Origin of the sequence: Mucilaginibacter flavus (assembly GCF_030409315.1) — a bacterium.
Taxonomy (GTDB): domain Bacteria; phylum Bacteroidota; class Bacteroidia; order Sphingobacteriales; family Sphingobacteriaceae; genus Mucilaginibacter; species Mucilaginibacter flavus.
This window is the reverse complement of sequence record NZ_JAUFPS010000041.1, coordinates 139105-152513: the sequence shown is the minus strand read 5'-3', so window position 1 is coordinate 152513 and position 13409 is coordinate 139105. Positions and strand designations below refer to the sequence as shown.

The window sequence follows — 13409 nt, the reverse complement described above, 5'->3', positions numbered from 1 at the left end:
AAACGTTTGCGCATGGGTTTCATTAACCTATTAAGTATGTTTGATACTGTTAACCACGATAATATGTTTGATGATATACTAAAACGCTTTGGACTAAATGTTGCCGAGTACCAAACCAGCCCTTTTGGCTCCGGTTTAATAAACCATACCTATAAGGTTACCGGTAATAACGAAGCCTATATTCTTCAGCAAATTAATACGGCGGTTTTTACACACCCGGAAAATATTGCTGATAATTTAGCTGCGGTAAAGCGATATCTTGGTAAAAACAACCCGGATTACCTTTTTGTAGCTCCCTTGCAAACAACTGATGGTGAATTGATAGTTAAATCATCGGATGGAGCTTTTTACCGGCTATTTCCATTCATTGAAGGATCACATACTGTAAATTTTTTGCAGGATAAAAATGAGGCTTTTGAAGCAGCCGTGCAGTTTGGCAGGTTTACCCTTTTGCTAAACCACTTTGATATTAAACAACTTAAATATACCTTATCAGATTTTCACAATCTTCAACTAAGGTTTGATCAGTTTAAAACGGCATCGCAAAATGCTGATGCTGCTAAATTGGCCCAGGCGGGTGCCGAAATCAAGGAGGTTTATAATCATTTTGATATTCTGCAAACCTATAACCAGGCGGTAAATAATAACGAAATACCGCTAAGGGCAGTTCATCACGATACCAAGATCAACAACGTGTTGTTTGATGATAACCACAAGGCCCTTTGCCTGGTTGATTTAGATACCGTTATGCCAGGTTATTATTTAAGCGATGTAGGCGATATGATGCGCACCTATCTTTCGCCGGCTAATGAAGAAGAGAAGGATTTGAATAAGATACATATTCGTGAAGATTTTTTCAGGGCGATATACAAGGGCTACATGGCCGAAATGGGTGATATTTTAACGGAAACCGAAAAGCAGCTTTTCATTTTTTCGGGCAAGCTGATGATTTATATGCAGGGGCTTCGCTTTTTAACCGATTTTTTAAATAACGATGTCTATTATGGTGCCCAATATCCCGGTCATAATTTAACCAGGGCTAAAAACCAGTTTAAACTACTTACCGAATATGTAAATGCCGAACCGGTATTTAAAAATATGATTGGCAGCGTAAACCGTGAGATTTTAGCCGCTGCCAATCAAAAATAGTTACCGTTTCTTTTCGGCAGGTACAAATTCGTTCATTACCGCTTCCCTGATCAAGGCGGGCGGCAATAAACCTTGCGACAGGATAAAATCATGAAAGCGTAAAGCGCTAAATTTATCGCCTAAAGCAGTTTCCGCATCTTTGCGCAAGGCCAGCATTTTGATGTAGCCATAAAAGTAGCTGTTAGCCTGGCCTGGAGACTTCAATGAATAGCGATCGACCTCCTGTTGGGCAAAAGCTTTCGATTGTACCACGTCGGTCATTAAAATATCAAGCGCCTGTTGTTGCGTAACTTTACCGGCCTGCAATTCAGGATCTAAAAAAGCGCGGGCTGCTCTTAACAACCTGTAATCTAAAGAAACCAGTTGCCCTTCAAGCGGCATATACGGGCGAACAATGTATTCCGAGTATAATCCCCAACCTTCGGCATTGGTAGAGTTAAAGGCATATAAAGCACGCGCCTTTGAAACCCCTTCTTCCACCATTTTATCAAACTGTAACTCGTGACCCGGACGGGCTTCGTGGGCGGTGATAGTCCATGAAGCGGCATCGAAAGTAAAATCGTCATACTTGGCACCACTTTTTTCGCCTGGCGCCGGTGGCATATTCAGCGGCAATACAAATACACCACGCTGACCGGTATTATTCAAAAACGGCGGCGGCACCATGTGCGGTGCAGGACCCTGCGCGGTTTCGGCAGCAGTTGCTAAACGAATAATTGCCGGGCGGTTAGGCAAAGTCACCAACTGATGTTCGCGAATAATACCCTCTATATCTTTCAAGTGCTTTTCATAAAGCGGGATAATTGAATCGCCATGAATCTGCTCTTTCTTCAGTTCCTTAATCACGTCACGATAATCTGCCGAAGCAAGGTGCCTGTTTTGAGCCACCTGCGTCGCGATAGGCTGCATTTGGGCCTGTATATCGGTAAACGCGGCATGAGCAAGTTTTGCTAATTCGGCAGGTGGTAAATCAACGCCGTAATCTTCCAGGTTTAAGGCGTACTCTTCCGGGGGCAACCTAAAATCGGTACGGGCTTTTACCAAAACGTTATCGCGAGTCCATTGGTTATAATCTTCAACCTGTTTTTTAAGCTTGGCGTAGGGTTCTTCCCAGCCTGTCAGGTTAAACTTTTTGCAAAGCTCAGGGATACCATCCATGATACTGGCACTACGGGATAGGTCAAGCTCCATTTGTTGTTTAGATGGATAAATCATATCTCCCTTGGCAATCTGGGCGGCAACACGCTCCTGGTAAATGGCAGTAAGGGGTCTGTAGCCAGGTTCGATACCGGCGTATTTGCGTAAACGGGCAATGGTAGCTGGCCTACGTTCGGCAGGTGTTTGATCATCAAGCAAAATTTCCAGTCCACTGTAAACCGCGTCTGCGGCGTTGTAAAAAGGCACTTCGCGTTTTATTCCAAAATCCTGCTGACGGAAACCTAATTTCAAATGCGCTATCAGAATTTTAAGATCCTGCGCAACCCTGGCATCCTTTTCTGTTTTAAGCGCCGCCGTAAATCTGGCCACTAAAGTTTCCTCTTCTTTACGTTCGGCTAACTGGTTTGCCAAAGTAGGTACACCTATTTGGGTATCATAAATAGTAACACCTTCTGTTGAGCCAAACTCTGGCGAGTATTTCTCATCAAGATCTATAAGCAACTGGGTAAAACTATCCGACCGTTTAACCCATTCTTTACCGCTACCTGCCTGATCTTGCGCTTTGCCAGCAAGCGGTAACAACCCGATGCCGGCAAACAACACGCAGGGTATCCATTTTTTCTTCATATCAACTTAAAAATTTTATAGCGGCAATTTAGCTATATGTTTTCATTTTCAGCTGATCACTCCTGGTTAATCATTCGGCAAGTTGGCCAGTTTATCGGGTTGGATACTCCCGATAGGTATTGGTATAGCTTTATTAATTGGGTGTTGTGGCAATAAGCGGCACAAATTCGGTGATAAAAACCTTGCAAAAAAACATCACATTGCGTTTGGGCTTGTTACAAGCATTAAGACTGCTAAAATGCTGCTGAAAAGTTTTAAGCAAATACAAACGATCTTCTAAATTCATAGTGCTCCAGGCAATCCAGGCCTGCCGGTACTCATAAAAATTAGTATTTTCCTGCACCGCCGTAAGCTTTAACAATTCGTCGAAACAGCTTTGTTCGTCGTTTGAGGCTGGTATCTGCTCATCTAAAAAAGCTTCATAACCATTTGCGTAAAGTTCGGTAAGTTTTGTTTCCAACCGGTCCCGCAATAAACATGATACCAGGTTATTATCAATTATGAATGATCTACTTAACTTTTCAGGATACATCGGCCGCGGTATTAAGTTTACAAACCAATGTGGCTATTTTGGCGGTTAATAAAATACCTTTTTGCCCGCAACCTGTATCAATTGTATGGAGGTATTTAAAAGAGTGGCTTAGGTTATCATACCCCTGATCTATCAACCTAACCAACACATTATCAAAGTTAAACAGCCGGTTATCCTGAAGGCATAGTAAATCCTTTTGCCCTTGTAACTGAAAATCATGATCGTAACCGGTGTTGTGCAATTCAATCACTTTGTTTGTTAGTGAACTGTTTAGCTTACGTACGTTGAATACATGTTTGATTGTTTTCATAGCCTGATCTTTTAAAGTTTAAATACCTCATTTTAAAACCATTGTAAATTGTACAAGCCATATAGTAAACATTATGCCAAACCAATAAAGTATTGATTCACAACACATTAACACAAATTAACTTTAAATAAACTCAACGATATTTCGTTTATTAATGATTATTTCATTAAATATCGCAAGCTGTTAATGGGGAAAATTATTGAAGGGTAATACTGTAGAAACTGGTAATAAGTTGTTTAAAAACATATAAAAGGTGTCATAACGAGATACGAAACAATCCCTAAGAGGTAGATTGGCTAAGCAAATCCGCCCTGTACAATCGGGGATTGCTTCGTACCTCACAATGACGTATTCGTTTTAGCCTAATGCCGTGGGTTTGAACGCTGACGACGACTCACCCCGGCTACGCTTCGCTGGCCGACCCTCTCTGCGGTTAAAACCGCAAAGAGGGTAAAAACATTCCTTTTGTTTCCCCGCCCCTCTATGCGGCTTTAGCCGGAGGAGGGGCAGAACAAGCGTAGCGATGTTCGGGGTGAGTCGTCTGCGCCATGCAATATACGTCATTTCCACTTTCACAGTCCGCCGGATTTTACAACCCGCAATGACGTTGAGGATATAGTAGTTTTATTTGATCTTTTTTAAACAGCTTCTAACAAGAAAAGTTTTATTGCACAAATTCTTGAACAGTCTATTTGAACCAGATAGTTTGCGTAAATGCCCCGTCGACAGCGGCGTCCCAAACTTCCAATCGGGCCCATTTACGGCCTTTCATATTTTCAGTTAAAGAGATTAATTGCTCACCAAAGGCTTTGGTGTAATCAAGGTTGATACGTTTGCGGTAAACGTTATTACCATCGCCAGAAATGATCTCCGCAAAATTGAGCGGGAATGTCCAGTTAAGTTTTACATTAATTTTGCATTCGCCGTTTGCCGGTAAAGTAATTGTTTCGCCGGATGCGTGATTGTTGATCTTAAAATCCTCAATCAACACCTCGCCGGTGGTGGAGAAGAATTTGCCCTGCTGCAATACATCTAAAACAGGTTGCCAACCAGCATTAAATTCCGGCTGTTTATCAAGTTTTAAATAGTTGATATTCATGTGAGCATACATTTCGTTTTCCGGCTCTATGCTAAACAGATCGGCCTCGGATAAAACTTTTTTATGGAGCCCCCAATTGTTCATATCGTCCATCAGGTCGAACGCGCGTTTGCCCAATCGCTCTTGCGATAAGTCGGCAGGTAAAGCTTTCCAGGCAGCACCTAAAAAACTGTCGGACAGGTAAAAGTCTTCCGTTTTATAAGCGTCAGGGAAACCTGTTGAACCTTTAGTACGGGCATGCGCAGTCCATGCTAAACCGTTTTCGGCTTTGAGCAGGGCCAGCATATCATTTTTATCGCCAATGTGATAAATCTTCCCGTGTTTGGCGTCCGTGGTTTCAAATGGAGTACCGGGCTTACGTGCCATGATCCAGTAAACCGGTTTAGGAAAAAATCCCAGCCAGTGACCGCCAAAAAACTCGTTAGGCTCTTCGCCGGGCAACAGTAAAAAATTGGAGTTGGATAAACGGCTGCATTGTTCAAACAAGGTTTTAAGTTCCAGCAACCGCTGCTCATCCGGTCCTTTGGGGTGGGCGGTGTAATGAAATTCGGCCAGGTGAACAATGTTCACGCCCAATCTTTTGAAAACTTTTACAAAGTTAGGGCTATCTGGCACAGCTTTGCCTTTGAGCACCACACTCATAATAAACTCATTATGAAAATGACTGGCCATGGTTTTATAACCGGGCAAGAATTTGTAACTATCGTTATGCGTAAACCGCTTTACATTACTCAATAAAGCCGGTGCATCGCCGGTGCTCAATAAGCAGAAAAAATTGAGTCGCTGTTTGGTGCCCGGTGGGGCGTTGTACCATGGCACATATCGGTTATCGCCGTTTAACTCCTGCCTTATGCCCAGGCCATAGCCATCAAACATATAACGGTAGTTGTTCCCGTACCAAACAAATTTAAGGTTAAAGGCCTCATCAAGCGGGTAAAAATATTGGTGTGGTGCCGGGAATACGGCGATGCTTCCCTTGTCATTGCTACCGATAATGGTACGGTATTTTACGGCAATATTTTTAGCTGTATCTGCGATACTGATGTTGTCGGTTTGTATTTTCTCATAAACATCACTGTAGCTAATACTTTTTACAGGTTGCTGTTTACTTACCAAGCCGGCATCGTACAATATTGCCGTTGAATCTTTTTGGGTTGATACAACAGCGGCTATATTAAAAAGTGGCTGCCCGTTATACAAGGTAATTTGCAAGTCGCCTTTAAAATCGGGGGCTTCTATCCCACTCATTGTAATGATTGTTCTGGAACCGGAACCCCTCACGTTGATATCGCTTTTATGAAAATCAACTTTGTAAGATTGATGGGGCTTTAACGGTACCTTATCAAAAAAGATATTCCAGCCATTTTGGGAGATGAGATCGCGTTTGCCTTCGGTAAGTATAAACTGCGGATCGACATTTTCGATAACCGTTTGATAAACTCCGTTTTTACTTAGCCCTATACTATTGAATAACGCCTCACCATTTTTTAAATTCAATACCAACCTGCCTTTATTATTTAATCCCGCAGGCCATGTTATGGTAAACTTTGTACCTGTTAAACCGGCTTCGACGCCTGGTTTAGTGTTAAACTTTTTATTGATAACAATATTTTGCGCAAGCGCCATATTTCTGCCTGCAAACGTTGCGGCAATGGTAAATACAATTGCTAAAAAGTTCCACTTCTTTACCATTTTATTACAATTTTATTTAACAACCTGTGGCCAACCGTTTATATACCGAATGGGGCTGATACACATCACACGTCCCTTCTCTTTATGCGCTATTTCGATGGCATGATAAGCGATAAACTTATTGCCTTTATCGTCCATAAATATAGAATTGTGACCAGGCGCGGTATAAATGCTATCTTTTACAAGGATGGCACTATTTAATGAATTGTTGCTTTCGCCCAATCTTACAAACGGCCCAAAAGCATCGGTTGCCTTGGCTATCATCACCGCATAATTAGCATTATCGCCACAGCAGTTATCACCCGAGTAATAGAGATAATAAGTACCATCCTGATAATCAAGCCATGAACCTTCTATAAGATTGCTATAGCTTTTGTCCTTGCCGGGAAAAACAACCGCGGTTGCCGCAGATCCGGCCTTAAAATCCGACCAGTCGTCATTCATTTCCCTAACCCTTAATGGTTGAAAATCAGAACCCCAATACAATAAATGTTTGCCGGTTTTAGGATCTACAAAACCTTTGGGATCGATACAGTGAAAATCAGGGCCTTTCATTAAGGGGCTGCCTTTATCTATAAAGGGGCCGAGTGGGTTATCGGCGTAAGCAACTCCCATCCATTTTCCTGTAAGCTCATTCGGATCGGCAGAAAAAATCATCACAAACTTATTCATCCGGGCATCAAAGAACACATCCGGTGCCCAAAAACTCTGTGTATTAGAAGCCCAGGCTGGTTTTTGTGGCAGGGCCTCACCTTCATAAGTCCAATGAATATGATCTGTTGACGATGCCACCTGGATATTAACCATTTGATTACCATTTGGCGATTGGGTGGCATAGGCATAATATTTCGATCCGACTTTAATTACAGTTGGGTCAGGAAAATCACGATCAAGCACCACGTTGATAACACCCTTAACAGCTGGTGGCCGAGCGGCAGGTTTTGGCTGCGCATTGCCACAGGCCGCCAAAAATAAAGCCGGTGCAAGCAATAAATATCTATAGGCCTTTTTCATACTTTTTATGATATTTTTCTGAACTTCTCAAAGAAAACAGCTTAAAACGCTGATAATCAAAACAAGATGGCGTTTCATGCAAATCCGCTCTAAAAACCCATAATTCACTCACTATCAACAACAAATACGTACCGGATGTTCCACCGTTCCAGTGGAACACCGGGTACTAATGCTATATTTTACCAGAACAAACACATTCAAAAATTGCGCATTTTGAGTGTATTCCCTGCAAACTACTTCCCTCTTGCGGTCAGGCTTTTTATCAAATCAGTTTCTTCTGATTTGTAAGGCGTACCATCTTTATGAAAAATATCGTGGAACCACAATTTAGGTTCGCTGCCATCGGGCATTGGGGTGTCCCAGGCGTAAATGGTATTGGTTTTACCGGTCACAAATCCCCAGTTAATAGCACCAACATTTTCCTTTTTTAGCATAGGCAATACGGTTGCAAACGTACTGTTACGCGGACGGGCCATGTATTCGGTACAAATTAACGGGCGGCCTGTTATTTTCAGAAACTGAACTGTTTTTAAATGATCATTAACCGGCGAGTAATCATGGTAGGTAATCACATCTGAGTTTGTCGCCTGGAAACGGTTAAGATCCTCCAGGTTCCAATCCCATAATCCCGCGCTTATAGGCTGGCCCGGATTTACCTCCCTTGCCCATTTAAAAGTATTTTTTAACAAGGGTAATGATTTATTGCCTTTGCCAGAGTTACCTGGTTCGTTATACAAATCCCAAAGCAGGATGCGTTTATCAGTTTTAAAATGAGTTAATACATCTTTAACATATTTTTGCAGCACAGGTGAGTTAGCCATTTCTTCGGATGCCGGCTGACCTGGATCTTGCGCCCAGCCAGAATTGTGGATACCCGGTTTTGGCTCAGGCTGTTTACCTGTTTTAGGTACTTTGTTCCAGCAATCGTCAAAAAATACAAACATGGTTTTAATACCGTGTTTGCTTGATATAGCCAGGTACTGATCCATACGTTTTTTAAAGCCCTCGGGGTCTTGCTGCCAGGCCAGGTGATGTAAAAACACACGCATCACATTCATTCCTATACCCTGAGCGTATCCTAATTCGGTATCAATAGTTTTAGGATCAAAGGTATCGGCCTGCCACATTTCCAACTGATTGATGGCCGTACTTGGTATAAAATCGGCACCCACCAGCCATTGGTTTTGGGCGTACCATGTTTTGGCTTTTTCCTGGCTCCATACTTTGGCTGGGGCCTTTTGCTGCGCCGCCAGTTTCATGCTCAATGGCATCAAACAGGCCACGGCTAATATTTTAAATTTTGATTGCATGTATAAGTGTTTAATAGTTTAATTCAATTTTTAAGTTTCAAATGGCCCTTTATCATCCAGATAGCATTGCTTCCATACGCGTTGGTTGACGTAAGCGCGATGATGGTATCATCATTAAGTACACATAACGAGTTCCATAACCCGTGTTTATTTAGCGGCATTGTAAAGGGCTGGCTCACGTTTACAAAATTTTTGCCCTCGTTATCTCCTACCGCCACTTGCATACAAGCCAGGTCGCCGTTATTGATTCTGTTTTGTGTACTTTGGTACGATAACAAAGTTTGCCCGCTATGCAATTGGCGTAAATATGGCGCGCCGGCGTAAACTGTATCCGGCAACTTCGGTATTAGCGCGTAATTGCGTTCGGTATCATTAGGGCCGACTGCTTTTGCCCAATTTTGTTTAAGGCTGTTACGAATGATGGATGGTTTAAACTGCCCGCCAACGTTATCTTCAATAGCGTACAAAACTTCGCTTGTACCAGCAAGGAGAATCGGCACCGGCATACCATCACGATGGCCGGGAGTAAATGAGGTTATCTGTGGCTTTAACGTCCAGGTTAAACCGCCATCTGTTGATCTGAAGATGGATATATTTTGCTCGTTACTATGCGTGTAAACGCCTTCATCAGAGTAAAATAATTGGATTTCGCCAGATGGTAATTGCAATTGTGCCGGCTCCCAGCAGCCATTTTCAAACCGGTAATCTGCCTGGTATATCACTCTTTCATCTTTCCAGGTTTTGCCTTCATTGTAGCTTTTTTTAGTGACGATAGCAAAGCGTTTGGTAGTGTCCCACACGCCGTTTATTTTATGCGGACGAGGATTATAGGACACCAGCAAAGAATGATCTTTCAGCTCCAAAATTTCGGGTACAGCCATGTTAACCCCGGTGATTGATGAAGCTACCTCCACGGGTGCAAACCAGTTTTTCCCTAAATCGGTACTGATTGTACATTGTACTCCGCTATGATTTTCATAAACGCAAAGTAAATGACCATTATGCAACTGTATCATCCGGGCATAATTGCCACCACCTACTGATACCTGTTTTAATGACGATTGATCCCAATATATATCAACCGGAGCATCAGCCTTTGCCGGAGTATTTTTTTGCGCGCAAACACAAAACGGAATAAATAACACCACACAAAACAACTTCAGCACTTGCTTTATCATCCCCACAATCAGTTTAAAATATCATCAAGCCAAAAGTTGAACGGCTTATCCCTGTCACAAACCAAAGTACCATCGGCAAATTCCAGTTCGGCAGCATGGATTGAGGTACGTTTGGTTGAATAAGAATATGCGCCATCTTTATCCAACCCGCCATCTTCTCCATGAGTTTTGCGGCCGGGATGGGTAAAGTAAATGATGTAAGCATGATCGCCATTCACCACCACATCTGCGTGGGCGCCGGTTGGGGTATCTTCGGGGCGGTGACCGGGTTTATCTAAAACCAAACCCTGGTGCTCCCAGGTTTTGGCATCTTTTGAACGATATACCCGCTGGCCCTGCCATTCGTCGGTAATCATCCAGTAATAGTTTTTAAACCAGAATATCTTTGGCCCTTCATGAGCCCGACCAGCAATAGCAGGCTTATCATCGGCTTGCCAGTTAACCAGGTCTGTGCTTTGGGCAGTCATGGTTATGCTGTTTAGTTTTTGATCCTTATACCACATATGCCATTTGCCATCGGGCAGTTTCATCAATGTAGGGTCGATGATATTATGATCGGGCAAATTCAACAGCCCCTCATATTTCCAATCCCATAGGTTTTTACTGGTATAATGTACCAGGTGCGAATCGCCGCCCCATTGGCTGTAAACACCTTTAATGTAAACTACAAACATGTGATATATGCCTTTTTCATAAACTACATCTGGTGCCCAAAAGGTGTTTTGCCCCTGCTCATGCTCCAGGTTAAGCGCGCCTTTATAAACCCAGGTGTGCCCATGATCTTTTGACGTAGCTACCCCTATAGCTGTACCGTAACAAAAAGCCACACCCGGCGATTGCACATTGGCCCTGCGCTGGGTATACATCATCGTCCACTCTTTTTCGCCGCGGTTATAAACAAGTACCGGGTCTGCAGCACCGTCATATATAGGGTCACGGTAAAGGGGCGATGGTGGTGGCGAACCTTTACCACCGTCTTTAGTTTGGGCTACAGCGCCCAAACTTAGCAGTATTAATCCCAAACAAATATTTCTAATCTTTATCACACTTATCAATTTTTAATTTGATACAAAAGCATCATATTGCTGTTGCGTTCGCAACAGGAGAAACAATATAAAAATCACATCTATTTAACAATCAACAAATTGCAATTTGTCATAAAATACAAAACGCAACAAAACCGCAACAGCTTCTTTTAACAGGTTGACTACAGTGCCGCAAGCAAAACTTATTCTGCTACCGGGAACGATGAAATCCTTAGCCTTGCGCCGCCCATAGGAACCAATGTCAAATTGGCCAAAGGCGCTTCCGTTTTAACGGGGCTTTGAGGTAGCACACCGCAAAGACCATATTGATCAATTGTCCAACCAGCTATCTGCTTTCCTTTAGCTTTAAGTTCTATTGGCGCACCAGCGTTGGTAAATGGATTATTGTCCTTTGGCCAGGCACGGCGAATTACTTCTATAGATTTTTCGGGATGCTCCTTATCTATCACTAAACCGTAATTCCAATCAGATGCAGGATGAATTTCATACGAAGGCCACTTTTGCGGATCGGCAGTTGCCTGCCAGTGCGAATCGCCCTGGGTAGTGGTGCGGCTATCTTCCTTGGTATACTTTTCATCAATTTTCAGGGAGTAAGTTAACGGACCATAATTTACACTCACGCTGTTTTTATTTTGCTCCCACTCGCGCACCTTCAATTGCATAGGTAAATGCAGGGTTATTTTATCGCCATTTTTCCAGCTTTTAGCTAATTTGATATAATCGCCGGTTGATGTGTTCAATTTAACGGAAATACCGTTAACTTTTACCGATGCATCTTTACACCACTCCGGTATGCGTAAGTAAAGCGGAAACGCTACAGTTTTTGAGGTATTTACCACAAAGCTAATCTGATCCTGGAAAGGGTATTGCGTTGTTTCTACAATGCTTACCGCCGCGCCATTACCAACCTTGGCTGATACCTGTCCTTGCGTGTACAACTGTGCTGCTAAACCGTTATCCGGTGTAGCCATCCAGCTGTTCTCGGCATAGTAAACCCAGCCGGCGGCATGGTTATGCTGGCAGCAACGGCTGCTGAAAGGGTTCATCATTAAAAAGGGACCTTCATTGGCAATACCGGGACTATGGTTTTTACCATCGCTTACCACCATGTTAGGGGCAGTTAAATAACGTAGTGAACGGTAATCGGGCATAAAAGCTGCCGAGAAGGTATTGAAGGCAACATCTTCGCAGTTTTCGGCCCAAAGGCGGTCGCCGGTATCGCCTAATAGCAATTGGTCTGAGGTCATTTGCTCCACCATGCCACAGGTTTCCACAGCCTGGCGCGGATCATCATAACCTTTACGTGCGTTTTCATCGGCACCAAACATACCACCCGGCACCTGGCCGTAAATTTTACGGATGAGGTTAAAATCGTTATAAGTGGCAGCCAGATCTTTAGGGTCATGACTTTGCAGGTAAAACGTAGCCGGCTCCCTAAAACACTGGGCAACGTTTACGTTATGCCAGTTAGGCAGGTTATTAGCCTGCCGCCAGTTAGCCGTGTTTTTATCCAGTTTGGCAGCCAGATCAAGCAAAAACTTATCGCCGGTACGGTTGTACAACCAGTAAACACTCAGCATATTATCACCACCGCGACTGTTTTCCCAATAATCTTCTAAGAATTTATCATCCGGCACCGAAAGCTCATACCTGAAATATTTAGTCATGAAGGGGATTACCCTTGGGTCTTTTGAATACTCGTAGTACGATTGCAGGCACCACAGCATTGGCATATTAGTCCACAAATCGCGGTTGCCCTTATTAGTACGGGCAGGACCAAAATCGCCATTATCACGTTGGTTGTTCAATACTGCATCAATCCAAAATTTTGCTTCTTTGATAATCTTTTGATCGCCCAACATGTAGCCAATGTTGGCGTAGCCTTTAAGCCAGTACGGCAATTCTTCCCAGCCGTATTCGCCGGTACCCTCTTTATTTAACCAGGCGTTGTTGGTTTTGGATAGCCACACGCTGATCTCGCCCAGGTTGCCGGTAAGGCCATCGCGTTGCAATTCCAGGGCTTTTTTTAACCATCCACCGGCTTTTATGCTACCTACGGGAAGTTTTTCAAAATACTCCCGTTGTAATGGCGCACGGTTATTAATATAATTAGCATTTAAGGGTTGATTGTTAACTTTTGTAACTGTTGTAGCTTTTACAGCCTGTGCCGATGCTGCATAAACACCAGAGCATACCAGCGCGGCTGTTAAACAAATCCCCTTCCCTATCCTGTTTAAATTATTCATCATGTTAAATATTAGCCTCACCCTCCAATGGAGAGGGTTCTTAAATAT

10 protein-coding genes are annotated in these 13409 nt (G+C 43.1%); 1 reads left to right on the top strand and 9 read right to left on the bottom strand.

The window, feature by feature from the left end; translation table 11 throughout:
- Nucleotides 1-36: 36 nt before the first annotated feature.
- On the top strand, nucleotides 37-1149 hold the full coding sequence (locus QWZ17_RS19900) for a phosphotransferase enzyme family protein (protein WP_290307055.1): 1113 nt from the start codon (nucleotides 37-39) through the stop codon (nucleotides 1147-1149).
- Here the strand turns inward: QWZ17_RS19900 and QWZ17_RS19895 are convergent, their stop codons facing one another.
- The 9 genes from QWZ17_RS19895 to QWZ17_RS19855 form a co-directional block, all read right to left on the bottom strand.
- Nucleotides 1150-2934, bottom strand: a complete 1785-nt coding sequence (locus QWZ17_RS19895; RefSeq protein ID WP_290307054.1) for a DUF885 domain-containing protein — start codon at nucleotides 2932-2934, stop codon at nucleotides 1150-1152. It abuts the gene before it with no gap.
- Nucleotides 2935-3067: 133 nt separating this feature from the next.
- Complete coding sequence (locus QWZ17_RS19890; protein WP_290307053.1) at nucleotides 3068-3466, bottom strand: hypothetical protein; 399 nt, start codon at nucleotides 3464-3466, stop codon at nucleotides 3068-3070.
- Nucleotides 3456-3776: a hypothetical protein gene (locus tag QWZ17_RS19885; protein WP_290307052.1), complete on the bottom strand. Its 321-nt coding sequence runs from the start codon at nucleotides 3774-3776 to the stop codon at nucleotides 3456-3458. Before QWZ17_RS19885 ends, QWZ17_RS19890 begins: the two co-directional genes overlap by 11 nt.
- A 688-nt stretch (nucleotides 3777-4464) precedes the next feature.
- Nucleotides 4465-6567 carry a CehA/McbA family metallohydrolase domain-containing protein gene (locus tag QWZ17_RS19880; RefSeq protein WP_290307051.1) on the bottom strand — a complete coding sequence of 701 codons (2103 nt, stop codon included), beginning with the start codon at nucleotides 6565-6567 and terminating at the stop codon, nucleotides 4465-4467.
- 12 nt (nucleotides 6568-6579) lie between these two features.
- Nucleotides 6580-7581 (bottom strand): glycoside hydrolase family 43 protein, encoded by a 1002-nt coding sequence (locus QWZ17_RS19875; protein ID WP_290307050.1) that lies wholly within the window; start codon nucleotides 7579-7581, stop codon nucleotides 6580-6582.
- Between the two features lie 233 nt (nucleotides 7582-7814).
- On the bottom strand, nucleotides 7815-8891 hold the full coding sequence (locus tag QWZ17_RS19870; protein WP_290307049.1) for a cellulase family glycosylhydrolase: 1077 nt from the start codon (nucleotides 8889-8891) through the stop codon (nucleotides 7815-7817).
- 23 nt (nucleotides 8892-8914) lie between these two features.
- The gene (locus QWZ17_RS19865; protein ID WP_290307048.1) at nucleotides 8915-10069 is read right to left on the bottom strand and encodes a sialidase family protein; all 1155 of its coding nucleotides are present in this window, start codon (nucleotides 10067-10069) and stop codon (nucleotides 8915-8917) included.
- Nucleotides 10070-10077: 8 nt separating this feature from the next.
- The gene (locus tag QWZ17_RS19860; RefSeq protein WP_290307047.1) at nucleotides 10078-11115 is read right to left on the bottom strand and encodes a family 43 glycosylhydrolase; all 1038 of its coding nucleotides are present in this window, start codon (nucleotides 11113-11115) and stop codon (nucleotides 10078-10080) included.
- 182 nt (nucleotides 11116-11297) lie between these two features.
- Nucleotides 11298-13364 (bottom strand): beta-L-arabinofuranosidase domain-containing protein, encoded by a 2067-nt coding sequence (locus QWZ17_RS19855; protein WP_290307046.1) that lies wholly within the window; start codon nucleotides 13362-13364, stop codon nucleotides 11298-11300.
- Nucleotides 13365-13409 lie beyond the last annotated feature (45 nt).

Excerpts from the sequence above, each read along its gene's own strand:
- QWZ17_RS19880 (WP_290307051.1), bottom strand. The coding sequence starts at position 6,567 with ATGGTAAAGAAGTGGAACTTTTTAGCAATTGTATTTACCATTGCCGCA.
- QWZ17_RS19855 (WP_290307046.1), bottom strand. The coding sequence starts at position 13,364 with ATGATGAATAATTTAAACAGGATAGGGAAGGGGATTTGTTTAACAGCC.
- QWZ17_RS19870 (WP_290307049.1), bottom strand. The coding sequence starts at position 8,891 with ATGCAATCAAAATTTAAAATATTAGCCGTGGCCTGTTTGATGCCATTG.
- QWZ17_RS19885 (WP_290307052.1), bottom strand. The coding sequence starts at position 3,776 with ATGAAAACAATCAAACATGTATTCAACGTACGTAAGCTAAACAGTTCA.
- QWZ17_RS19875 (WP_290307050.1), bottom strand. The coding sequence starts at position 7,581 with ATGAAAAAGGCCTATAGATATTTATTGCTTGCACCGGCTTTATTTTTG.
- QWZ17_RS19865 (WP_290307048.1), bottom strand. The coding sequence starts at position 10,069 with ATGATAAAGCAAGTGCTGAAGTTGTTTTGTGTGGTGTTATTTATTCCG.
- QWZ17_RS19895 (WP_290307054.1), bottom strand. The coding sequence starts at position 2,934 with ATGAAGAAAAAATGGATACCCTGCGTGTTGTTTGCCGGCATCGGGTTG.
- QWZ17_RS19900 (WP_290307055.1), top strand. The coding sequence starts at position 37 with ATGTTTGATACTGTTAACCACGATAATATGTTTGATGATATACTAAAA.
- QWZ17_RS19890 (WP_290307053.1), bottom strand. The coding sequence starts at position 3,466 with ATGTATCCTGAAAAGTTAAGTAGATCATTCATAATTGATAATAACCTG.